Origin of the sequence: Vibrio splendidus, from assembly GCF_003345295.1 — a bacterium.
GTDB lineage: Bacteria > Pseudomonadota > Gammaproteobacteria > Enterobacterales > Vibrionaceae > Vibrio > Vibrio splendidus_K.
Genome location: NZ_CP031056.1, coordinates 441,504 through 466,732 on the forward strand (window position 1 = coordinate 441,504; position 25,229 = coordinate 466,732).

16 protein-coding genes are annotated in these 25,229 nt (G+C 44.9%); 7 read left to right on the forward strand and 9 right to left on the reverse strand.

From position 1 onward, the window contains the following. Positions 1–51 precede the first annotated feature (51 nt). The 3 genes from DUN60_RS17840 to DUN60_RS17850 all read left to right on the forward strand — a co-directional run bounded on the left by DUN60_RS17840 (position 52) and on the right by DUN60_RS17850 (position 3,334). The gene (locus DUN60_RS17840) at positions 52–1,380 is read left to right on the forward strand and encodes a carbohydrate porin (protein ID WP_114634617.1); all 1,329 of its coding nucleotides are present in this window, start codon (positions 52–54) and stop codon (positions 1,378–1,380) included. A gap of 77 nt (positions 1,381–1,457) precedes the next feature. Beyond that, entirely contained in the window at positions 1,458–2,342 is an 885-nt protein-coding gene (locus DUN60_RS17845) for a MalM family protein (protein ID WP_114634619.1), read from the forward strand. Positions 2,343–2,506: 164 nt separating this feature from the next. Next, a complete protein-coding gene (locus DUN60_RS17850; protein ID WP_114634621.1) occupies positions 2,507–3,334 on the forward strand; it encodes an alpha/beta hydrolase in 828 nt (275 codons plus the stop codon). A 116-nt stretch (positions 3,335–3,450) separates the two neighbouring features. Here DUN60_RS17850 and DUN60_RS17855 read toward each other — a convergent pair whose 3' ends face one another. From DUN60_RS17855 to DUN60_RS17865, 3 genes are all read right to left on the reverse strand, one after another. Continuing rightward, complete coding sequence (locus DUN60_RS17855) at positions 3,451–6,282, reverse strand: amylo-alpha-1,6-glucosidase (RefSeq protein ID WP_114634623.1); 2,832 nt, start codon at positions 6,280–6,282, stop codon at positions 3,451–3,453. A 30-nt stretch (positions 6,283–6,312) separates the two neighbouring features. Next, positions 6,313–7,491 carry a maltose/maltodextrin ABC transporter substrate-binding protein MalE gene (gene malE, locus DUN60_RS17860; RefSeq protein ID WP_004732148.1) on the reverse strand — a complete coding sequence of 393 codons (1,179 nt, stop codon included), beginning with the start codon at positions 7,489–7,491 and terminating at the stop codon, positions 6,313–6,315. A gap of 485 nt (positions 7,492–7,976) precedes the next feature. Beyond that, on the reverse strand, positions 7,977–9,608 hold the full coding sequence (locus DUN60_RS17865) for a glycoside hydrolase family 13 protein (protein WP_114634625.1): 1,632 nt from the start codon (positions 9,606–9,608) through the stop codon (positions 7,977–7,979). A gap of 194 nt (positions 9,609–9,802) precedes the next feature. On the opposite strand from DUN60_RS17865, the gene DUN60_RS17870 reads away from it, so the two are divergent. Then, positions 9,803–10,720: a LysR family transcriptional regulator gene (locus tag DUN60_RS17870; RefSeq protein WP_114634627.1), complete on the forward strand. Its 918-nt coding sequence runs from the start codon at positions 9,803–9,805 to the stop codon at positions 10,718–10,720. 154 nt (positions 10,721–10,874) lie between these two features. Here DUN60_RS17870 and DUN60_RS17875 read toward each other — a convergent pair whose 3' ends face one another. Continuing rightward, positions 10,875–12,641: an alpha-amylase family protein gene (locus DUN60_RS17875; RefSeq protein WP_114634629.1), complete on the reverse strand. Its 1,767-nt coding sequence runs from the start codon at positions 12,639–12,641 to the stop codon at positions 10,875–10,877. 247 nt (positions 12,642–12,888) lie between these two features. Then, positions 12,889–16,536: a pullulanase-type alpha-1,6-glucosidase gene (pulA, locus tag DUN60_RS17880; RefSeq protein ID WP_114635759.1), complete on the reverse strand. Its 3,648-nt coding sequence runs from the start codon at positions 16,534–16,536 to the stop codon at positions 12,889–12,891. A gap of 596 nt (positions 16,537–17,132) precedes the next feature. Here pulA and DUN60_RS17885 point away from each other — a divergent pair. After that, on the forward strand, positions 17,133–17,522 hold the full coding sequence (locus DUN60_RS17885; RefSeq protein ID WP_114634632.1) for a DUF1294 domain-containing protein: 390 nt from the start codon (positions 17,133–17,135) through the stop codon (positions 17,520–17,522). 52 nt (positions 17,523–17,574) lie between these two features. Here the strand turns inward: DUN60_RS17885 and DUN60_RS17890 are convergent, their stop codons facing one another. Further along, complete coding sequence (locus DUN60_RS17890) at positions 17,575–18,159, reverse strand: LysE family translocator (protein WP_010431665.1); 585 nt, start codon at positions 18,157–18,159, stop codon at positions 17,575–17,577. A gap of 141 nt (positions 18,160–18,300) precedes the next feature. On the opposite strand from DUN60_RS17890, the gene DUN60_RS17895 reads away from it, so the two are divergent. After that, positions 18,301–18,741, forward strand: coding sequence for an Lrp/AsnC family transcriptional regulator (locus tag DUN60_RS17895; RefSeq protein ID WP_009845852.1), 441 nt, complete (start codon positions 18,301–18,303; stop codon positions 18,739–18,741). Between the two features lie 26 nt (positions 18,742–18,767). Then, a complete protein-coding gene (locus tag DUN60_RS17900) occupies positions 18,768–19,697 on the forward strand; it encodes a LysR family transcriptional regulator (RefSeq protein ID WP_054545872.1) in 930 nt (309 codons plus the stop codon). A gap of 185 nt (positions 19,698–19,882) precedes the next feature. Here DUN60_RS17900 and DUN60_RS17905 read toward each other — a convergent pair whose 3' ends face one another. The 3 genes from DUN60_RS17905 to DUN60_RS17915 form a co-directional block, all read right to left on the reverse strand. Continuing rightward, positions 19,883–20,944 (reverse strand): c-type cytochrome, encoded by a 1,062-nt coding sequence (locus DUN60_RS17905; protein WP_114634635.1) that lies wholly within the window; start codon positions 20,942–20,944, stop codon positions 19,883–19,885. 9 nt (positions 20,945–20,953) lie between these two features. Next, positions 20,954–21,595 (reverse strand): c-type cytochrome, encoded by a 642-nt coding sequence (locus tag DUN60_RS17910; protein ID WP_016797888.1) that lies wholly within the window; start codon positions 21,593–21,595, stop codon positions 20,954–20,956. A gap of 527 nt (positions 21,596–22,122) precedes the next feature. Further along, on the reverse strand, positions 22,123–25,215 hold the full coding sequence (locus DUN60_RS17915; RefSeq protein WP_114634637.1) for a tetrathionate reductase subunit A: 3,093 nt from the start codon (positions 25,213–25,215) through the stop codon (positions 22,123–22,125). Positions 25,216–25,229 lie beyond the last annotated feature (14 nt).

Here is a 25,229-nt window from a genome sequence, read left to right on the forward strand (position 1 = left end):
GAGAGCAAAAATATAAAACCTAATAATAAATCGTCCTTAATGGAGTTAAGAATGAAAAAAGTAAGTTTGATTGCTGCAGCGGTGACTACTGCACTTATGGCTGGTTCTGCATTTGCTGAGAATGAAGTTGCACTGGATGTAACAAGCGGTGACTCTGCAATGGAAGTAGAGGTGAAAAACCCTACTGATGTTATCGCTGACGGTTGGGAAGTGCATGGTTATATGTCTTCCAACGTTCGTGTAGTAGATGGTAAAACAGTAGACACTGAATTTGGTAAGCCAGATTACAAAACGGCTGGTACTCACGGTAAGAGTACAAACCAAGTTGAGTTTGTAGTTAAGAAGCACTCTGAATACCAAAATGGTGTTTGGGCTGACTACGTTCTACGTACTGAGTATGGTAATGGTAACTCTTACGCTTACTCTTCATCCGGTAGCCAAAAAGATAACACCACAGCACAATTTGAAGTAAAAGAAGCATATGTTGAGTTAGGTGGTATTCTAGGTGACGACACTTCAATCTGGGGTGGTCAACGCTTCTTAAACCGTGCTGCAGGTATTTTGTCTGGTGAGTTCTGGAAACAATCATCTGGTATCGGTGCAGGTATTCAAACTAAGTTAGGTGGCAACACAGCTGGTATCGCATATGTAATGGCTGACCCTGATGCTGGTTCTTCAACTCCAGGTGCAGAGCGCACTACTGCTTCTTCTGTAGACTTATATTACTACGGAGTAGATGCAGGTATTGGCTCTCTAGACTTTGATTTGAAATACGGTCAAAAAGTTGTAAACGGCGATGAAAACGAAGACGGTATCGGTGCATCTGTAACGCTTAATACAAGCTACTATGGCTTAGACGGTTGGACACAAAACGCGATTGCATACGGTACTGGTGTAATGCAAAACCGTGGTGTTAACTTCGGTGGCTGGTCTGGCGGTAATGATGATGCCGAGTCTCTATTCTTGACTTCTTACGGTGTGCTAAACATCTCAGAAAGATGGCAGCTTGGTACAGAAGCGACATATATCACAGCTCTTGACGAACTTTGGGGCGCTAAAGGCCTAACACGTTATATTGTTGCAGCTCGTCCTTCTTACAAACTGAATGACAACATTCGTCTAGAAGCAACAGCTTCTTACGGTCACGAAGAAGGTGATGAAGGTTACTGGGGTCGTACAGGTGACGATGTAGAAAGTAACATCATTAACTTAGAGATTGCTACAGCATTTACGGCAAACTCAGATTACTTCGGTCGTCCACAGGTAAAACCTTACATCAGCTACATCAAAGCTGATGACGATGCAAGTGCTAAGCAAATTGGTATCGAAAACGGTAATGACCAGTTTGTATTCGGTGTGCACACTGAAATTTGGTTCTAAACCATTTGCAGTAGAAGGCAGCCAACTGGCTGCCTTTTTCTGTTTCCTCCAAACAACCAATAGTAAGAGAGATTAAAATGACAAATAAAAGCTCTATGTTAGCCGTGGTACTAGGTGCCTTGCTAAGCGGTTGTGCTTCAGATGTTCAGGTTCAAACTAAATTAGATGCACCTACTAATGCAGAAGTATGCTGCAGCGATTTTTCGCAATTCCCATACGCTCGATTAAATGACAATGAAGATTTAAAATTTGATATCGACTTGGGTTCACCTGTCGGTACATTTACGACAGGTAATAGCCACTTTGCAGCGTTCAAGTTCAGCGAACGCTCAGGTGAGATGGTAGTTAAGCTATCCAGTTTGATGATCGATGATTCGGTTTTTGCTCCAGAAGCTATACTTCTCGATGAGAACTTTAAGCCAGTGCAAACATTGAAGTTTGAAGACTTTAAGGTTCAAGCATCCGATGCGTTTACACGCACTAGTTACATTGAACGCTTACGTGTTGATGCAAGTAAAACACCTTACATCATTATCTACACACCAGCTGATGAGCTAGGAAAAGCGATTAAAGTTGATCATCCTGCGAAAGTTCGCGCGAAAGAGTTTGGTGAAGTGATGCCTATGGTCACCGATCCTGTATACACCAATCAACTAGGTGGGCGTCTAGAGTTAGAAGTCGAAACTCTAAAGCTTCGCCCTTACCGTGCTAAACCTGCTGTAGTACCAGTGGCTGCTGTTGCGGCACCTGTCGCTCTGGCAACGACTACAGCAGTAGCACCGAAGAAAGCAGACACGCAGATACGTGTGCAGCAAGAGACAAAAGACTTCTATTTGTCCGCTATACAAAATTCGGTGAAATCGGGTGACATACCGAAAGCTTTAGGTTTGCTAGATGAAGCGAAGGCACTTAATGTTGAAGGCGCACAAGAAGCTTTTGTGCGAGCCGTCAACGCAAAATAGCTTGTTAGCTTGTTAGCTAATAACGTAATAGATTAGTAGGCTGAATGGTTTAGCAGCCCAGTATCTTAGTCGCTTAGATAAAGATAAAGATAAAGATAGAACGCTCCTTTAAAGGGGCGTTTTTTGTATCCGAATTTATAGACGCTTCAAGTTTAGAGGTCGTTATGCAATCTGAATTGATTATTATCGATGAGTTCTTTATTCCACAGTTGAATCGAACTCGAACGCTCCGCATTTATCTTCCCGCGGGGTATCACCAAGAAGAGCACGCTTACCCTGTCTTATACATGCATGATGGGCAGAATGTCTTTGAGAAGTCTACAGCGACGTATGGGATGTGTTGGGATGCACAAACGACACTCAATGAGATGCAAAGGCTCGGTAAGTTATCAGGGTTAATTGTTGTCGCAATCGACAGCAGTCATGAGCTTGATGGCATGGAGCGTTATAATGAGTATTCGCCTTGGCGCGCCAATCAAGAGATAAAAGAGTTGGGTGTTGGTGAGGAGTTACTTAAATTTGGTGGTGAAGGGGACGAGTATATGGCGTTTATCTGTCAAACATTGAAACCTTATATAGACCAAACATACAGAACAAAGCCGAACCGAGAGTTTACGTATCTTGCTGGCAGTTCCATGGGCGGGTTAATAAGCTTGTATGGCGGCTCACTGTACCAGAATACCTTTGGCGTGCTTGGGGTTTTCTCTCCGGCGTTTTGGTTCAATAAACCCTCATACTTCGAGTATATGAAAGAGTTTAGCTTTCTGTCTCCAACGAAAATATATATGGATATGGGAACGAATGAAGCTCGTGAAGAGGCAAGCGTAGATTTTGCTGACGTTTATCTGAGTGGTTCAAGGGCAATGAACACGTTACTCACTCAAAAGCCGAACGTGACGCTGTTTTATCAAGAAGGACAAGGTCATCAACACAATGAACTGGCTTGGTCGTTGCGATTCCCGGATTTTATCGACTTTATTTTTAGACAATAAAAAAAGGCCTAACTCCGTTTTGTCTTCGTAAACGGTGTATTAGGCCTGCTTTTTTATCTCTTTATAGCCGTATCGCTTTATACGTCTATAAAGCGATAGGCTTAATATCAGCGAAGTTAGTCCTTAGCTGCTGACAATTTTTGCTTATTGCGCTTGTTCAACAAGTAGTCCTTGCTCATCAAGCTGTTGTGTTGCCTTGCAAAGTCGGGCTTGGCAAACTGTAAATCGCGTAAGATGGCGTTATTTGGCTTTGGTTGAATCTCAAACTGCGCTTGTTTGTCGTTAACCGTGACCTGTTGTTGATGACTGTCGATCATGATCTCCAACGATTGTGCTAATGGTGTTGAGATAACAGCCACAGATTTTTGGTCGATATCCAGTTTAAGAACTAATGTGATTTCGGGACTTACCGTATCTTCTAGATTTGACTGAATCTTGTAATGAGAAATCCCATTTTTAGATTCAAATGACAGTCGTAGCTGGTTTCCTTGACCAAAAGGCAACGAAGCCACTAATTCGCTCCAACAACTTGGGAAATTTGGTGTTAGGTGTATCTGATTGTCCAATAAGCGTGGGCAATATCCCAAATAGTCCTGTTGCGCGTTACGAGCGTATTCTGAAACGGACCAGGCCTGAGCAAACGTCCCTGATTCTACAAGGTCGCGGTTACCTTCTTGAAAAGCATCCAAATTCTCACTCATCGTCCCTCTACAGCCTTGTGTAAGGATCTGTTTTGCCAAGTTTTTGGATAGCTGGTAACTGAGATCTTGCCGCTTAAATTTGTTGAGCGCAGTAATGGTAAAGCCCGCATTCCACCCCCAGATCGTCCCGTTGTGATAAGCCGCGTCTTTATGATACATGGCTTGATTGTCATGATAAGGGTGAAAATCGACATGCTCTTGTTGTAGCGAGCAGATCCCCCATGGGAACAATAGCGTTTCTACCGCGTTCTTGACGATGTATTGCTCTCTTTCATTCTGATTAAGCTGACTTTTCTGAGGAATTGAAATCGTCATCAACTGATTCGGGCGCACGCTATAATCAGGCACATCACCTTGTGATAAATGATCGGCTAGGCGATGGTTTTTATCATCCCAAAACTTGGTGGCGAAATTCTCTTTCACTTTTTCTGCTTGGATTGTCCAGCTCTTTTCTGCTTCGGAGTCGCCCACTAAAGTTGCGAGTTGAATAGCGCAGTTTAAGCTTTCAAACCACAAAGCTTGGATGTCATTGGCTTTAGGACCGCGAGGAGACCAAGGTGTCATCCCATCAATTTTCGCATCCATCCACGTATCAGGGTGGCGATGTGCCATCAGGCTATCTTCATTCAAGTAGTGTTTTTCGACACCCGTGATGAAACGCTTGAGAGTGGGGTAAATGGCCTTAGCGAACGCCACATCGCCAGAGTAGTTGATGTACTCAAGGGCTTCACGAATCATCCAAGGTGTACCATCGGTGGTGTTATAAATGATGTTCGTTTTACTCGTCACTCGATTCGGGATTCGTCCGTAATTTGTGGAATTTTCGTCGAGCATCTGCATGGACGCAAAGTTTTCAATGATCTCTTTTGCTTCGTTGAATAAACCATTTACCAGGCTTGTACCAGACAGCGCGATAAAGGTGTCGCGGCCCCAACAGTCCTTGAACCAAGGTAATCCAGCCCAAATGCCCGTGCCGAACTCATGACTCACAAAGGTTCGGCTTGCAAGGCGCGACCACATGACGGCTTGGTTGTATTCAAGGTCGTTGGTCCACAAATAATTATTGGTTAAGAACTCATAAATCCGCTGTTGGTGAAGAACGTGTTCGTTATTTTTGATCGCTTGATTGACCAATGAGCTAGCGGTTTCAAGAGTTTCAGCAAAGCCGAGGTAGACGACAAGTTCAGTTTGTTTATCTGACGTCGTGAGCATGAGCTTTGTATTGCTCTCTGAGAGTTGAACTAGGTCGCGAAGTTCAGGGTGAGCGTCTAGCGAGATCTCTCGTGTATGTACTGCATGATTGCTCACGATGGCGACAAACCTTGGGCAGCCGTCTGGGCAAACTTGAGGGTTGAGTTCTATGGCGATATTTGAGTCTGAAATGTGAACTTTAGAGTGAGTCGTCGGTACGTTGAGTTCTGGAATTAGGCTTAAAGCGCTCGGTTTGTTGGACGATACCTTAAGCGATACGAGTCTGGAACCTTGAATCAGGCTCAGCGATTCTCGACTATTCTCATAATGATGTTCAATACCATAAGGCGTCAGGCTAGCACGTTCAGCCTCTAACTTATTATTGAACTTGCCGTCGATATAGCTGGCGAAGGTTCCCAGTATCCAACCTTGGTGGTGACGATATTTACCACCGTTTACATAGCTATAGGTTGCTCCATGATAGTAACCATCGACATTATCCCCGAACACAAACGGGAATGACTGTGTCTCTGAGATGGTGAGCTCTTGGAATAGTTGGTTATGTGGCATTGCAAATTCAGGGTGTTGCCAGAGAGGCAGCGTCTCCTCTGTCTCACCCGCTATCAGACGTGTGTTCATAGGCTCGCGTTGAGGTGTTGATAGATCATTGTATTCCCCCTTGGTTACGGTGATCGTTGGCGTCGAAGCGCTGAATTGCACCTTCAAGGAGTATTGACCAGCGACAGCGGGAGAGAGCAGCAGATCATTACCAATACCTTGTGTATTGATAAGCGGCATTGCTTGTTCCAATTCACAGAGAGTGGCTTCACTTTCATGCCCTGAAAGTGTCCATTGCTTGGTGCCATCTGAATCCGAAATTTTGAAGCGATAAAGGTCGGTAGATAAGCATAAGTTTGCTCTGTAGGAGCCGTCTTGCTCTTTGAACAATGGGGTGTCTAACCCCCAGCCATTGAACGTACCTTTTAGGTAAAGAGTAGGGATTTGCATAGCGAGTTGATTTCCAAAACAAAAAAGGCACAGCATGCGCTGTGCCAAAGGACAATAGGATATTAATAATAAGAAAGGTTATTTGGTAATTTGTTTTGCTGCTGTGTCTAGTGCTTCTCTAACGGTTTGCTTACCCTGCATTGCGTTATCGATAGCCGCACCTTCAGCGAACCAGTAAGCCGTCATTTGCGGGATGTTTGGCATGATTTCGCCGTTTTCAGCATTCGTCATGGTTGATTTGATGCGATCATCGCTCTCAAGAATCTTTTGGAATGACTTTAGTGTCACCGCGCCAAGAGGCTTGTCATCATTCATGGTTTTCAGAGCGTCGTCTTGGAATAGGTAGTTTTCTAAGAACTCGACAGCAAGATCAGTATTTGGACTCGCAGCATTGATACCCGCACTTAGGATTCCAACAAATGGGTTACCTTTACCGCCATTTAATGTCGGCAGCTCCGCAACACCATAATTAACACCAAGCTTGTCTAAGTTACCCCAAGACCAAGGGCCATTAATGGTCATTGCCACATTGCCATTAGTGAACTCTGCTTCTGCTACTGAGTAATCCATATTCGGGTTAACTACCCCTTGGTTTACCATATCAACCAGGAATTGAAGGCCGCGAACACCTGCTGCGTTGTTAACACCTGTGCTCTTGGCGTCATACCCTGTTGCTGTTTTTTCAAACGCAAAGGCACCACCGGCAGAGATCATCGGCCACGTGAAGTACGCATTTTTTACATCCCACATGATGGCTTTTTTGTTTTGCTTAGCCATCTCTTTCTGAATGGCAGCAAGCTCTTCCCATGTTTTTGGTGGGTTTGGAAGTAGGTCTTTGTTGTAGATTAGAGAAGGTGCTTCGATTGCTAAAGGGTACCCCACAACTTTACCGTTGACTGTCACCGCATCCCAACTGAAGTCGACAAGCTTTTCTTTGAATTCTTTACTTGGATTAAGTTCGTGAAGTAGGCCTGATTCTGCGTATCCACCAAAACGGTCGTGTGCCCAGAAAATGATGTCAGGGCCGCCGCCTGTTGCTGCGTGTTGTTGGAATTTAGCTTCCAGTGAATCTGGGTACTGAACGTTAATTTTTACACCAGTATCTTCTTCGAATTGTTTACCAATTTCAGCAAGGCCGGCATAACTTTTATCGCCATTGATCCAGATTGTGATTTCACCTTCTTCCATAGCAAAAGCCGGTGCATTGAAAAGAGCAGCAAGAGTACAAATAGACAGTGTTTTCAATAGAGGTTTCATAGTTTCATTCCATATTCAGAAGGTTATCCATAACGATAATCACTTCTATCAGTTCTTATTATCTGAGAGTGATTTTATCGGTTTCGTCCCTTCTTGAGAAATAGGTAAACAGCTAAGAGGTATAGTAAAAATCTATATCATTATTGTGAGCTTAGTGTTTTGGAGGTAGTGTGTAGCTTTTGTGATGTTGAACGTGAAAAGAAATGTGAAGACGGGCTCAAACAAATTAATGGTGATTTGGCTATCGCTCGCTAAGAAGAGCGTTGCGTATATTGGCTTATGCAATGTCGGATTCAATATGCGGACATGTTGAGTTAAATGTATGTTTATGTTGGATCTAATACACAGCGATGTCGGCTAGGTATGCGGCTATGACAGTTAAGTTTACGCGCTAAAGAACAACAAAAAAGGCAAGGGGGTACCTTGCCTTTATTCGGGGGTTAGTTCTTATGGCGACATAGCTCCATAGCTCCATAGCTCCATAGCTACAGTTTTAAAGTGAATGCTTCATAAGGGGCTAAGTTTAGTTGCGTGTCGAGACTCGAAACCTCACCATAATTGTTGATTAGGCAAGTTGCTGTTTGAGTTCGATATTGCTCAGGGACGTCAAGCGTTAATGAGTCACCAGAGAAATTACATACGACAAATAGTTGCTCACCATCCAACTCACGCACGTAGGCGAAAACCTTGTCGTGTTCTTCAAAAACAGGAATAAATGAACCGTAGACAATCGCTGGATGAGCTTTTCGTAACTCTATCAATGTCTTGTAGTGGTAAAATATTGAGCCTGGATCGGCCAACGCACTTTCGACGTTTATCTCTGGGTAGTTTGGATTCAGCTCAATCCACGGTGTTCCCTCAGAGAACCCTGCGTTAGTTTGGTTGTTCCAGTGCATTGGTGTTCTAGCGTTGTCACGGCTGTTCTCGTGAATGGCGTCCATCATGTGTTCATGAGTGACACCCGATTCCGTTTTTACTTTATAGAAATTGTGCGTTTCAATATCTTTATATTGGTCTAGATTGTCAAAAGCGACATTGGTCATGCCAATCTCTTCACCTTGATAAATGTAAGGTGTGCCTTTTAAGAAGTGCAAACACGTCGCCAGCATTTTTGCTGACTCAACTCGGAAATGTTTGTCATCACCGTATTTTGAAACCAAACGTGGTAAGTCGTGGTTGTTCCAAAAAAGGGAATTCCAGCCACCATCAGCCAGCTCGAGCTGCCACTTAGTCAGCACATTTTTGAACTCTCGAAGATCAAGCGGAATAGGGTTCCATTTGTCACCGTTTTCCCATGTCAGGGTGATGTGCTCAAATTGGAATACCATAGAAAGTTCATTTCTATCTTGTCCGCTGTATAGCTTGGCTATTTCTGGTGTCGCGCCCCAAGTTTCTCCTACGGTTAACAAATCCTTGTTACCAAAGGTCGCCTGATTCATTTGTTGTAATAGCTTGTGCAGCCTTGGTCCGTTCCCAGTGATTCCTTTATCGATCTCTTTACCAATAAGATCAATAACATCTAAGCGGAAGCCGCCTATACCAAGGTCAATCCACCAGTTCATCATAGTATGAACTTCTTCTTGAACCTTCGGGTTTTCCCAGTTCAAATCTGGCTGACGTTTCGAAAATAGATGGAAGTAATATTGTTGTGTGAGTTCATCCCACTGCCAAGCACTTCCGCCAAAGATAGAGCCTTGGTCATCCGGTGCACTGCCATCCGGTTGCGCATCGCGCCAAATGTAATAGTCTCGATACGGATTGTCTTTTGAAGAGCGTGCTTGTTCGAACCAACGGTGTTCATCTGACGTATGGTTTACCACTAAATCCATAACAATCTTAATGTCACATTCCTTCGCTTCATCCATCAGGAGTTTCATCTCTTCCATCGTGCCAAACTCTTCAGCAATCGCTTGGTAGTCGGAGATGTCGTAGCCGTTATCGTCCATTGGAGATTGATAAACAGGAGATAGCCAAATGACATTAATGCCCAGTTCTTTGAGGTAATCGAGTTTGCTGATGATTCCATTTAGGTCACCGATACCGTCATTATTCGAGTCTAAAAAGCTACGCGGGTAAATTTGGTAGACCACTGCGTCATGCCACCATTTCTGTTCCATCTCAATGTCCACTTAATAAGTTAATTGACCTTACTATAGTGATTTCATCTTATACTGGGAAATAGCATTACTAATGCTCTCTATAGAAAAATCCTATATCATGAGCTCTATCCACTGCGCGCTGTGTTCAGTGGTTTAATTTGTTGAATTTCTAACCTCGCATTTTGTGATCGAATGCAAACTAAGAGAATCCTATGAACAAGCTATACCGATACTTTCTGATGGTTGCGCATACTGGCAGTATTAAAGGTGCCGCGGAAAAGCTGAATATTAGCCAGCCCTCCTTGACTGCTGCGATCAAGAAATTAGAGAGTGATGTTGGTGTGGCTATTTTTACTCGCAAGTCAAAAGGCGTTGAGCTTACCGAGTACGGGTTGTTGTTTCGGGAGTTTGCACAAGAACAGCAAGAAAAGCATCTGTCTTTAATGCATCGCTTTACCGACATGCAGCAGCGCCAATCAGGTAAATTGAAGCTAGGCACTGGGGAAGCTTGGTGGGAACAATTTGTTTGCAAGGCGGTTGAGGAATACAAGCAACAAGAAAAAATGGGCTCGCTACATTTAGAGTTCGGTAACAACTTGTCTTTGATGCACCACTTGGTTCAAGGCGATATCGACTTGTTTGTAGGCCATGAAATCTACGGGCTGCATGAGCGATGTAAAGTGACGTTTTACCCACTTTTTCAAGACAAAGAAGCGGTGTTTGTTCGAGCCAACCATCCATTGTTAACGAAGAAACATTTAGACCCGAGCTTGTTAAGGCGTGAGATGTTGGCGTTTCCAATACTCCAAGTGACCCCCGATCACTCTAGACATAACTCTGTGCTGTCTGATCACGTAAATTCACAACCTGGCGGGCGTGATACCGAGGTTATTGGGCGAGATGTCTATGATGTTGACTCTCTTTTTGCGAGCTTAGATATGCTAAGAATGTCTGATGCTGTGATGCCATACAGTCATAAAATGTGTAACTGGATGAAAGACAAAGGCTTTGAAACGTTACTGATTGACGATTCTAAGCGCGGGAATGTTGGTCTTTACGCGAAGCAGGGAGCGGGCGATCTGAAGATTAAAACCTTCATTGAAATTTTACAAAAGGCTAATTTTGATTAGGCTTTAAAAACTAATAGGATTTTGTGAATTTTCGATGGTTTAACATCTCTACTGCTCATGGCATTTAGGTACTTAACATGTTTGATATTTACGTTAAGTACCGTTTATCCTTATTTCGATGCAACAATAATTAATGACTTCGAGAGGCAGTATATTAGATAGCTAACACCCAAGCGAAAGCCGCTAGGGGATTTAATTCAGCGCTGAAGTAACCGACGCCATTTTCCACATATAGAGTCTGTTGTTGGACGCCTTCAATATGTTCTTTGAGCGGATAGCTTCCGTCTGTGATTCCCAGCTCTTGAATCACTTCTGCAGTAATCTTCAACTCGATATTATCCGTCATGCTTTGGCTAAAGTTAGCAGCTGCGATAACAAGCTCTTCGTTATTAAAGCGCAAGAAAGCATAAATAGAATCACTTAGCTGATTGGATTTGTGTAAATCTTGGTACTCTCCAGTCATAGATGAATGGTTCAGTGCAAACGTCATCACTCTCTGGTAGAAGAGTCTGAGCTGCTTTTCGTCATCGCTAAGCTGCCCCCCATCAAATTTTCCTCCGTTCATCCATTTTTGATGTTGAGGAACACCGATATAGTCAAATATAGATGTTCGAGATGGTTGCCCAAAGCCTGCGTTCTCTGCGCCCGGCTCGCCGACTTCTTGCCCGAAGTAAATCATGGTGGGAGAGCTACTTAATAGCGTACTGACTAACATGGCTGGCTTAGCAACATATGGGTTACCAACAAACTCTGGAGACGCGATACGCTGCTCATCGTGGTTGTCTAAGAAGTGCATCATGTGGTGTTCGATGTCCATCATTTGATGCTGGATTTCAGGGATGATTGCCGTTGAAGCCTTTCCTTGCATGATTGCTTTTAGACCGTCGTAGAGATCTACTTTGTCATACAGATAGTCCATTTTACCCAAGCGAATGTAATCACGATAAAGGTGCGGTTGATAAACTTCCGCCATCAAAAAGGGGTCTTGATTCTTTACTTTTATTGATGAATTGAGATAGCTCCAGAACTCGACCGGTACCATTTCCGCCATATCGTAGCGAAACCCATCGACGCCTTTTTTTAACCAATATAAAGCGATGTCTCGAAACTTAATCCATGAATCTGGCACATCAACTTGCTGCCAGAATTGGTAGTGGGCGAGGTGATCACGCGTTGCGTAATCATCCGGTAGGTCAGGGAAATCTTTTGAGCCGTCTGGTCGCACGCCATAGTTAATCTTTACGGTTTCATACCAATCGTCGAAGTTTGGTTTGCTCAAGCGCGATCCGTTTCCTGTCCATTTGGCCGGGGATTCAAGAAACGGTGAGGCCAAATTCGGGTGTTGTTCACTACCAAGAGGGATGAACGCAGGTTCGATCTCGGGCAGTTCAAATACGCTGTTAGGAATGTAATAGAAGTTGTTGTTGCGATGATACTCAACAGTCGTGTCATCTTGAACGCCAAAGTCACGCACGCCCTCTGGGTTATTTAAGCCTTTGTAATTACGAGCAATGTGGTTAGGGACGATATCGATGATGACTTTCAAACCATTGTCATGGCTTCTTTTGATCAAGGCTTCGAATTCCTGTAAACGCTGTGCTGGGTTGTCTGCAAGATCTGGGTTTACAGAGTAGTAATCTTTGACGGCATAAGGTGAGCCTGCTCGTCCTTTTACAACGCTTGGATAATCATCTGAGATGCCGATGTGCTTGTAGTCGTTGATCACAGCATGATGTGGTACTCCGGTGTACCAAATATGAGTGATGCCGAGTTCTCTAATTTCTGTAAGCGCTTTATTGGTGAAATCACTGAACTTACCCACGCCATTTTGCTCAATGGTTCCCCAAGGTGTGTTCTGTGTATTCTGATTGCCGAACAAACGTGTAAAAACTTGATAGATTGAATGTTTCTTGTTGTACATACTTATATTCCATCTCGAGAAGTAGAGGTGTAGTTGTAGTTGTAGTTGTAGGCAGGAGGCTAGCTCAATCAGAATGCTGCTTTATCCTCCTTGGTTAAGAAATTCGGGGCGTAGTTGTTGTGGTATGTGAGCTGATGCTCAAAACAGGATGGTATGAGGCTTATTTCACTTTAATCTTATGAGAGTTAATATAGAAAAAGGGAAGCTTAATGCCTCCCTTTAAACCTAGTTTTTTGTTCTATAAAGCTTACTGTTTGGTCACAGAAACCACGGCCTTACCCACACTGCTGTTTAGCTCATGAATCGCATTCAGAGTGAAGGTATAGCTGCCAGCTTCAGTTACGCTCAATTGGCAGTTACCATCAGTACCAAGATTGATAGAGCCATCGGCAAGTTCAACTGAATTACAACCAAGGTCAAGTTGATCCCAAGTAGCACCGCTAAACTTGAAGCCATAGTCTTTTACTTCCAAAGTCTTTGTTACAGAGTAAACACCATTGCCAATAAAGCTCATAGCCCAATCATCAACAGGCGTCCAATTATTCATAGCACCACGCACGTAAACCGTTGTTTGGCCGTATGGAGGAATGCTAGACACATCCTTACCTGAGTTATCAACTGGCAGGCCGACACCCTGTGCATCGCCTTGAGCTTGTACAAATACAGCGGTGGTTAATGCAGGTACTGTGAAGGTTTCAGCGGCGAAGCTCGCACCTTTTACAATGTCATCTTCAGAATTTTGTTGAACGGTGTGGAGTGCAAAGCCGGTTGCTCCTGTGATTTTGAACGATTGAGATTTATTGGTTGAGTTTACAACAGCAACAATCGCATCGTTGGCAGGATCTAGGTTAGCACCGGCTGAAACACCATCATCGATAGACATCACGATTAAGCCTTCGACTTGATCTTTGCCAACGTTACGGAAGTCGACACGCTTCATGACTTCATCAGCAGTGTCTAAGCGGAACAGTTCGCTTGAACTACGGATTTTTAATAGCTCTAGGAATTGCTGCTTGGTGAGCTCAATGTCGTCTTCGTCTGGTTTAGCCGTACTGTCAGCAATGATAGTTTTGATCAGGTTCCAGTTGGCGCCATCTTTGTCTTCACGAGGTAAGCCAACATTCCAGTTATTGTCCGTACCATCGAACATTACACGGTTGTACCAGTCGCCAGAGTCGTAAGAGTCGCGCTGCATAGACTTAGAACGCAATAGTTCAGAACCCATATGGATGAATGGTATACCTTGGCCTAACATCACGGTAGAGAGTGATACAGATTGCATGCGAGCACGCTCTGCAGAACTAGTACCAGTGGCGATTTTGTATGCGTTGTTATCCCAAAGCGTTTGGTTATCGTGTTTTGAAACGTAAGAGATGTTCTCTGATGGCATTTTGGTGTAGCCGGCAGGTGCGCCGTTGTAGTCGACGTTTTTACCCAGTTTAGTATCACCTTTGTAATCCAGTAATACATATTCGGCTAAGTTACCTGCCATGCCTAAGCGAACAAGATCTTGGTTGTGTAAGCGACCGTTGATTGAATCTTGATCAACTTTGGTCTCTTCGTTGGCAATCGCTGCGTTACCAAAGCCTTGGTTAAAGCGAAGTGGGTGGTTGCCTTCTGAATCGACACCACCATCAAACGGGCTACCGCCACGTACGGCATCACGCAGACGGTCTGAGAATGTACCGATCTCAGTGCCTGCCATGTTGATTTGGTTCGCTTGATCGAAGCGTGCGTTATCCGCTACTTCGCCAAAGTCCCAACCTTCACCGTAGAACAGAGTATTTGGGTCGATTTTACGCACTTCTTCCAATGCTTCGACCATCACGTCTTTTGGCTGGTGGCCCATTAAGTCAAAACGGAAACCATCCACTTTATAATCGTCAGCCCACACCTTAAGTGAGTCGACCATTAATTTACCCATCATTAGGTTTTCAGTCGCAGTGTTGTCACAACAGGTTGAATTTTCGACGCCACCTGTGTTTAAGTTAAGACGGTGGTAGTATCCAGGGACAATTTTATCTAGGACAGACTTATCGTTCACGCCAGACGCATTGGTGTGGTTGTATACCACGTCCATGATCAGCTTAAGATCCATGTCGTGCGTTGCTTTCACCATTTGACGGAACTCTAGAATACGCTTAGAACCATTAGGATCGGTCGCGTAACTTCCCTCTGGAACCGTGTAATGGAATGGGTCATAACCCCAGTTGAAGCTATCAAGCATGCGAAGGTCGTTCATTAGGGCTTGGGCGTCACCAGTTGAAGAGTCATAACCATCTAATACTGCTTCAATGGTTTTGTTTTCATCTTCGTTACCACACAAGACGGCTGCTGGTTTTACATCACACAATTTACCGACCGTATCCGTAATATCGACACGGCTCGCTTCATTTTCATCAACGGTAGCGATATCGAATGCCGGTAAGATATGTAGCGTAGTTAAGCCTGCATCTTGCAGATCTTGTAGGTGTTTGACCGATTCACGATCTGCTTCTGTGAGAGCGAGGTACTTGCCGTTTAGGTTCGCTGTGCCTGCCTTATCGCTGAAGCTAAAATCACGCAGGTGTGATTCGTAAAGTACGTGGTTTGTGTCTTGAACCGTTTTTTCTGTGTCGCGCTTATAGTTACTCCAGCCCTCTGGTTTCAGTGTTGAATCATTAAGGTCAATGACTTGAGAGTATGCAGAGTTCTTCGATAAGCTGAGTGAGTAAGGGTCGGTTACTAGGCGAGTCTCAATGTTGCCTGTGGTTGGGTGGTAAACCTTTACTTGGTAGCGATAGTAACTGTTGACAGCGTTAGGTACCGCGTCAGTCGCCCAAATACCCGTCTCAGTGCTTTCTGTCATTGGAAAAACTTGTGAACTTTGCAGATCCTCGCTGTACAGGACGAGTTCAACATCTTGCGCTGTTGGTGCCCAAAGCTTGAAGGTAGCCGCACTGCCTTCAACAATCGCGCCTAATTCTTCACCCATTGCATTACCAGCATCTTCGCTAGCAAATACTGCATCAAGCACTCCTGGTTTTTGAACCTCAGTTGAAGAGATAACATCGCCATTGGCATTGTAGGCAACAAAGATTATCTGAGATTTTAAGATGGTACGTAAAGTCTTGTCGTCCACATCGATAGCCAGTGCTGGTAAGCTTGCAAGGTGGCGGAAACGTTCTTTCAATTCAGAAGATAGCTCCCCGTCTTTACTTAGTTCAATTGCAGTTCCGCCGACAATTTCTTTGTCGTCGTTCATCGTGATGCTGTTATCTAATGCATAGAAGAGTTTTACAGAATCGGCATTACCAGCGGCTTCCCAGGCGATAGTCTCTGCGTCCAACCAATGCGCTTTTTGGCCATCGATATTGACGGGACGCTCTGAAATTGGGTCGTAATACAACTCGCTGCTGCCATGGAACCCGAATACGCCCTGTGAATCGCCAAGCTTGGTTAGCTCGATTTTAGAATTGGCACTACCAAACGCTTTTTCGTCGCCATTGTGTAAGATGAAATTCATGCATTTATGTGGGTCAGAAGCATCTGGATCGACTTTCAACACATAGTAAGCGCCGTAGGTATCACTGATACCATCAAATTCGTAAGGTGCTTCCCAGTTAGTACCCGTTTTGCTTAACCCCATGGCTACTAAGTCTGTGCTAGTACAGCCTTCGCCATTCCATAGGTGAAGTCCCCAGCCGTCGTAAGTAGAACCCGAAGTGCTTGCAGCTGCAACATCACGTTTGTAATACACAACGACTTCGTTTTCGCCTGCTTTGTATAAGCCACTGTTGCCAGCATCCGTGTCGCTGTCGTTATCGCTACCACAGCCTGCGATAAGGGTGGCGGTGAAGAGAGGTAGAATCGCTTTGGCTAGCGTTGACCGTCTGAAGCTTCTCTTTTTTGTAATGTCGAAGGTGCGTTGTAGAGTGATGTTCTTATTAATATTTATGTTGTTCACGTTTGATATCCATATTTCACTTTTTATGAAGATGAATATCCTAGTCCGATTGATGGCCAACTATTTGTGATAGCTATATGTAAAGTTATTTTTAATACGTAAAAATAAGAAACCTAGTGTCAGTATCACGCTTTGTATTTGGTTTAAGTGAAATTAATTGGATCAATAGCTCATATGTTCGATATTAATAACCCAAGGCGTAGAAGCTAGGAGTAGATAATAAGGATGAGAGCTCATCCTTATTAATGTGAGATGAATATCACTTTGGAATGTTCTTATTTTTAAAGAGTAATAAAGTTTTTACGTTCTATTTAATATTAACATAAGTGAGTTTTGTGTATTAGGAACGATAGCTGTACTCAGGGGGAGCAAAATAGGTAGATTACGTCAGTTTCATTTGCAGATATCTGCAATTCCTATAAATTCCATAGTGCACTTAAGGAGACGGTAGATTTCTTGGGAACGAAACCACCAGTTATCCATCCTTACCAAAATCTACAGGGCGTAATTGCTACAGTATGTGAGCTGTTACCCAAAAGGAGTTGATGTTGTCTTCATCTATTCAATTCGCCATCACTTATCTGGTGTTGGTGGCCGTCTCTGTGTTGTTTGCAGAAAGTTCTAAAGCGCTGTTGGTTTGGTATTTAGTTATCGGGATAGTGACTTTTTTTGTGTACGCAAAGGACAAGCGAGCTGCGATCAATGGCAATTGGCGTGTGCCAGAGAAAACTCTGCATGCTTTTTCTGTTGCTGGTGGTTGGTTAGGGGCTTTGATTGCTCAAGATAAGCTGCGCCATAAAACGCAGAAGCAGCCGTTCAGATCTATCTATTGGCTGACAGTAGCAATGAATGTAGCGGTGTTTTTATGGACGCTAACCCCGAGCGGGCAGGCGACATTTGGACGTTGGCTTAGCGAAGTTATTGGATACTTGTAATGAAATTGATGGCCAGTAATCACTTACTAACCATCATAGGGAAACTATCTGGTTACAACATCGGGATCGTTGAGGCTAGAAGTAAGCCCGCCATACCGTAGTTGAAGCTCTTGATGCGCACTGGTGTTGTTAACCAGTGTTGCAGTTGTTTGCCTGCTGCCGTCCAGAATGTCACTGATGGCAAGTTAGCTAGCGTAAAAATTGCTGCGATGATTGCAAGCTCCCACCATGAACTGCCACTGCTGTACACTGAAATCGCAGTCAGTGCCATTGACCAACCTTTCGGGTTTACCCACTGAAAACTGGCAGCGCCAATGAAGGTCATGGGCTTATAAGCCTCTGTACTTTTTGCTTTGCCGCTCAATGCTATCTTAATTGCTAGGTACACAAGATAAGTCAGGCTTAGATATTTCAAGATCTGGTGAGAGACAGGATAAGCGTTGAAAATGCCCATTAAACCGAAGCCAACCAACAACAACATCGCGGCAAACCCTAGAGCTATCCCAAGCATGTGCGGAATAGTTCGGGCAAAGCCAACATTGGCACCTGATGTCATGAGCATGATGTTATTTGGACCCGGCGTGAAGGTCGAGACAAACGCAAACAAGGCAAGTGCGCTAAGTTGTTCTAAAGGCATAATGGTTCTCCTACAATAAAATGAACGAAGTGACTGACCGGTCATGACTTTCACGTGTTGAGAAGCATAGTAGGTGGAAAGTGAGGCAATTATGTGCTTTTATTTCACTTACTATCACTAAATGCACAATAATAAGTACCTATGGATAGATTTGACGAAAGGATATTGCAAGAGCTTAAATTGGACGGCAGAATCTCCAACATTGAGCTTTCAGAACGAATTGGTTTGTCTGCTTCAGCGACCTTAAGGCGAGTACAAGATCTCGAGCGTAAAGGGATCATTCAAGGTTACCGAGCTGTTCTGGATAATGGCCTGATGGGCGTGGGCTTTATTGCTTACGTTTCGATTGGTTTATCGAGCCACAGCAAAGCGGCTCAGCTAGAGTTTGAACAGCATGTCAGTATGGAAAAAGAGGTGGTGGAGTGCCACAACATTACTGGTGCCAACGAGTACTTGCTAAGGGTAGAAACCAAAGATCTACCGGGCTATAAGAAGTTTCATGCCGATGTGCTTGGGGAATGTGCTCAGGTGCAATCTATTACGACTATGGTTGTGATGGACACCCCTAAAGACGAACGTTAGTCGAGTTTTATTTCAGGAGAGGCGCAGTGCCAAATACGAATCAGCTGTTATTGTTCTTAGATGTGGTTCAACAAGGATCGTTTACCAAAGCGGCAACCTTGCATGATATGGACAACTCCTCACTCTCTAAACAAATAAAAAAGCTTGAGCAAGACCTAGGTGTTCAGCTTCTCAACCGTTCTACGCGTTCGTTCTCGTTGACGTCTGCAGGGGAAGATATTCTCGCGCAAACTTATGTGCTGAAAGACACCATCAATCAGATTCAGGGTATTGCTGATTCTTACCAGTCTGAACCCAAAGGTGTGTTGAGAATTACTTCTCCCATCTATTTTGGTCAGCAATACCTGCAACCTATCATCACGCAGTTCATGAGAAAGTATCCGGATGTACAGATTGTGCTGTCATTGGACGACAAGATCGCCAATATCATTGCAGGGCAGTTTGATATCGCATTTCGCTTCAGCAAGCTTGTTGAATCGAATTTGATTGCGAAGAAGATTGCCGACAGTAACTTCATGCTGGTCGCCTCGAACGACTTTGTGAAGCAGCATGGTGAACCGAAGACGCCACAAGATTTGCTCGCGTTACCTGCTGTAATTTATACCAATGGCGATATGACGGTTGATCATTTACGTATCAGCGAAGAGCCAGGAGGCAATACTTTCCAAAGTCTGACGATTCGTGGCAACTATAAGGTGAGTGATGTTCGCACAATGGTGTCTTGCGTTAAGGATGGCTTAGGGTATGGTTTCCTCGATCAATCAAATCTATACGCATCAATGAAAGAACTCGGCTTGGTCACTTTACTTCCAGACTACCCAATCTCTACTGCCGATACGGCTATTTATGCCGTTTATCCGCACCGTAAGCAAACCAAGCTGGTTAAAGAATTCATCACTACGGTTCAAGACTATATTGGCTCTCCGACGATTTGGGAGAAGATGCAGCAAGGTTAGTTATTTTTCTAATCGTTCAAACACAAAAAAGGAGCCAGATCGTTAAACAATTTGGCTCCTTTTTATTCGTCCAGTTGTAACCAATTTACAATGTAAAGCTTAGCTATAGCTGGTGTAAGCAACTATCCGGTCTCACTGAAATGCATGACTACTCACGAAAACCGGTTACTGCTCTTTAAAACGAATTAGTGATCATTAATCACTTCTTTACCACTTGGGTAGGCTTTTGAACCCAGTACATGACCGTCGACTTCTTTGCCATAGTAACCTTGGTGGCTGTGGTAACGCTTAGCATTGCCGGCAACATCGCCTTTGTATCGAGGGTCTTGTGGGCGTTCATGACTGTTTACAAACGCGGCCACATCCCACGCATCCTGAATTGACAGCTGTTGGCTTTTTCCAAGCGGCATGTTTTCGTAGATGAAGTACGCGGCGGTGTTTACGCGGTGCATACCTGCGCCCCAGTTGAATGAGTTTTTGCCCCAAAGTGGTGGTAGGTATGAGCGACCATCCGCCCCTTTAATGCCTTCGCCATTTTGACCATGACAGGTTTGGCAGCTGGTTTGATAAACCTTTTCACCACGCGCTATCGACGGCTCTTGTTCAGGGTTAGCAATCTTAGGGTAGCCACGACCTGCCAGCTTGCTGCGATCATCAATTGGGTATTTGCTTAACAGTTCTTCTGGAAGAGGGAAGCTCTCCGCTTTTCCTCCGACTTGTAAATCTGCATCGCTAATCTCAGGAACGGGTGTGTCTTGCATGCCGTTCTTATCCAAGATACCGCCCATTGCCAACCAGTATGAGTAAGCGGTTAGCGCGACCATCTCTTTTGAGCCCACTGCTGGTGGCAGGCCATTCATTGAATAAGTGAAACAGCCTTGGATACGTTCTGCGTAGCTGTTTACCTTGTCGTTTTTCTTACGGTAAGCAGGGTAGGCCATATAAGCACCCCATAGAGGCGCCGCATTCGCTTTCATGCCCGCTTGCATGTGGCAGTTGACACAGCTTTGTTCATTGCCGACGAACGTACCGCGCATCTGTTGTGAATCGACAAACAGTGAATAACCCAGTTTAACTTTGTCGCCAAACTCTCCTGCAGGAATATCGACCAAGTCTCGTGGCACCAGATACTTGTTATCTTGAGGCTTCTCAACTGCTGGTAATTCGGTTTGGCGATCAGGCAACTCAGCTTCTGCATAAGCGATTCCAGAGGCAAGGGTTGCGGTAATTAGAAGTAGTGTTTTCATGCGAGCCCTTTAGTATCGGAAAGATGCGAAGTAGTACGACAGGTTTTTGATTTCATCGTCGGTTAGCTTGCCCGCGATGTTGCCCATCATGTTCAAATCATCACCCTTCCGAGTGCCGTTTTTCCAAGCGTTGAGCTGAGTTTGAATGTAGTCGGCGTGTTGACTGGCTAAGCGTGGGAATTTGTCTACGCCCATCCCACTTGGTCCGTGGCAGGTTGCACAAGCTGGGATGTTTCGGTCCCAATCGCCTTGGAATACAAGTTTACGATAAGGGTTATCGATATCAGCTTGTGAGCCGCGCTGTTCTAAATCGGTGAATTCGTATGAAGGCAGTGATGCAAAGTATTCTGCGACTTCACGACGAACGGCAGGGTCAGACACACCGTCAGCCATTCCCTTCATGATCGCGCTTTGACGCTCACCACTTGAGAACAGGATTAGTTGGTGTTCGAGGTAATCAGCATTGAGCCCTGCAAGCATAGGGGCGATGTTGGGCATGCCTTTACCGTCGGCTTGGTGGCAGCCGCTACAGGTTTCTGCAGCTTCTGGCATTGGGTTCGGCGCTGCTTGTGCAAAAGCGGATAAAGAAAGGCTTCCTAGAGCAGCGATGCAAAGCGTTAAAGTTTGAGTTTTAATTGTCAGCTTAGTCATGAGGCGTCGCTATTGGTTGTAATGCACGCATTTTCGACATAATTGGTTGTTCGCGCTATTGTGGATTTCCACATTAATTCACTTGGAACTTGAGGTGAGTCTCACATTAATAACCTCAATCACCATAATGGTATTGATGTGAACTTCGATAGGCTGATCCAACTGCCGTTAACGAAATGTAAGGGAACTGCCATGTTCGCCTCGGTGTAACTGCTTGTTAAGGCTCTTTTATGGCACCGATTGTATAAGCATAGCTGCTTTATGGATGCGGGCTAAAAAAGTTGTGGTGAAATGAAGATTACCTAATGGCTTTGGGTTGATTACTTTATCTAGACCGGATGCTTTATCTAGTCCCGATGCTGTATGAAGATTGGGCGTTTTATCCAAATAGGGTGCTTTTCTAGATTAAGGGGATGAAAAAGCAGAGCAACCTCGAATGACGAAGTTGCCCTGTTGTGTTCTCATCTGCAAATCAGATAAAGAAGTGTTTTGATTAAGTGCTTAAGTTAGAGCTTACAGAGTTTAAGCTAGACCTTGTAGATCTTAGCCGGAAGCGCTTGTCTTGCCGCTGCGCCCACAACCCAATCAAGCATCACGCCTTTGCCTTCTCTCGTCGGATCAATCAAGCCAATATCATTGATGTTAACGCCATCGTTTGACTTCATTTTCACTGGTTGTTGTGTGTCACCAATCCAGTGCGCACGCTCACCGAGTTCTTTGTGTCCAAAGCCGTGTTCAAAGCCTAATGTTCCCTGTTTTATACCATCAATCACCATTGCCAACGCATGTGTGGTTGAACTCGGTGTTTCAATGGCAAATACATCGCCTGTTTTGATGCCAGCAGAAGAGGCGTCTTGCGGGTGAATGTAAACCGGGTTCACGCCTTTAATGGATTCCAAGCGTGGTGACAAGTTAGACACCGCACTGTGAATGTTGGACTTAAAGTTGGTTAGGGTGAATGGCCACTCTGTTACTGGGAACTGCTCTGCCAAAGGCGTGCCATCTGCTAACTTTTGTGGATACCATGTAGGACAACCCATGTATTGCTCGCCACTGATGGTATTACGAGACGTACCGAGTTTTTCATTCCAAATAGCCAATGGTTTGGTCCATTTGTACTTCATGGTTTCATTGGTGTAGGCATTGGTTGCGTCTTCAAAACGACCGCCACGCGCAAAAATATACGCCACTTTGAGCATCTCTTCTGGTTTAAGCGTTTTGTTCATTACAGGGACTAGGCGCTCTAGACCAGACCAAACGATATCTTCAGCGTCTACATTCGGTACGCCGCCTTTTGCTAATGCCAAGTTAGCTGCAGAGCGCAAGTAGAAGTCTTCAGCGCTATGAATACCGTGCCAGTTGCCTTGATTATCTTTGATTACGTTGTCGCCAAAGCCACCTAAGCCCAGTGTTTTCGCCACATCAATAAAGAAGTTCTCTAGGTTGATGGCCCGCCCGTCTTGAGTGCGGGAAGTTTTAGGCTCAACAATCGGCCAACGAGCGGTTATCGCTTTGGTCGCGACACCATGCCAAGGTGTTGCCATGCCCCAGCTTTCGTAAGTAACCGTGTCTGGCACTAGGTAATCCGATAATGCAGTTGTCTCATTGATGAAGGCATCGATAGAGACGATCAAACCAAGCTGCTTTGGATCCTTAAGCTTCTTACCTAGTAAGTTGCCTAAGCCCGGAACGCCATAAAGTGGGTTCGCCATGTGGTTGATCCACGCTTTTGCACGGTAAGGGTAGCCATCAATCGCAGCTGATAAATGCTCGGTTAAAAGCGGCGCAGAGATTGGGTACCACGGAGCGCGTGTTGGGTAGGGTGATTCACCTGCGGCAACGCGGCGCTTGTATTCGCTGGTCTTGTGGTAAGGGAACTTGCTGCGGGACAAGAACACGCCTTGAGGCTTAGTCTTGCCTTTGAATTTGGTAAAGTCATAACGTGGACCTGCAACAGAAGTTGGGTAGCCGCCTGCTTTCGCCATGGCACCGCCTTTCGCGTTGATGTTACCGATCAGCGCGTTCAGCATTAAGATAGAGAACGAGTTGTAGAAGCCGTTGGTGTGCATGTTGCCACCGTGGGTATCGACGACTGCTTTCGTTCCGTAGCTGGTAAAGCGTTTCGCCAGCGCAATAATTTGATCTTTTGGAATTTCACACTGCTCACTGTAGTAAGCAAGGTCATATTTGAAGGCTTCTTCCTTCAATCTTTGTAGAGAAGACTTAACACGAACGGTTTGACCATCGATTTCTACGTCTTGATCAACGAACAGAGCCGCTTCATTCACCTGAATATGCGATGATAAAAGTGACGCTGTCACATCTAGTGCGATAAATCCGTCATCGTCAGATATCGGTTCGCCTGTTTCTAGCAATCCAATATCCGATGCACGGAGCATACGTCCATTTTGTGGGTGTGTTTCGTCACTGATCACAAGGTGTGAAGCATTACACCAATGCGTGGTGCCTGCTTTTTGCATCGCTTGTGCGCTTGGGCGAGACAAGAAATCGTGATTGTAGCGCTGGTTTTCGATGATCCATTGGATCATGCCCAGGACTAATGCTGAATCAGTGCCCGGTTTGATCGGTAGCCAGTTGTTACGATCGCCCGCCGCAAGGCTTGATGATCCTGCTGGAAGGCTTGGAGTCACAATGGTGTAGCTCAGTTTGCCATTAGTACGAGCTTCAGCCAGTTGTCTTGCTTGACGCTTGAACGGGTTACCCGCTTGAGCTGGAGACATACCGATGAAAAGAATGAACTCTGCGTTGTTGAAGTCTGGTTTTAAGTGCGAGAACTTGTCTAAATCATTCATGATCGCGCCAGAACCCGCGCGGAATGCGTAACCACAGTAAGAGCCGTGGTGACCAAAGTTGCGTGTTCCGTAGCTGTTAAATGCAAAGCGCTTCAAGATATCGTCACGCCCTTCATTACCGGCATTGGTCACAAGCAGTTGGTTGGCTTTTGGTCCGTACTCAGGGTTGCTCGGATCAAGTGGTGTTTCGATGTCGCGAATCGATCGTAAGCCTTCAACTTCACCTTCACCGAATAAGTCACCACCCTCGGTGATCTCAGAGATAAGTTGTTCGTAGCTGATCGGCTCCCACTTACCTTCACCTCGTTTACCAACACGTTTTAATGGTTGAGTGATTCGGTATGGGCTGTTTTGAATCTCTAACATGCCGTTACCGCGGGCGCAGGCTGTCGAACGGTTATTGATGCCGGATTCACCAGACAAGCCAATGTAGGCGTCTTTTACGGGCGTTTTGAACGGGATCTGTTGGTCGCTTGATAACGGGTGGTACGGGTTGCCCGAGATGCGCAAAATCTCGTCATTGCGATTATCGATACGTACACGCAAGCCACACAATGTCCAGCAGCCAAAACACATTGATGGTGCAACGCGTTGGTTTGGATTCGGCGAAATCTTACCTTGTTCATCGACACTGTATTCCGTCTCTAACGAATTACCGTGATGGATGTGATTGGTTTTCTTACCTGCGGTGCCATCAATAGCACCGTGAACCATGTGTTTTGTGGTTGTTGCATAACCTGCAGCAAAAGCTCCAACACCACCGGCAGCAAGGCCTGTTTTCAAAAATTGACGACGTTTGTTATCCATGATGATTCCTCAGA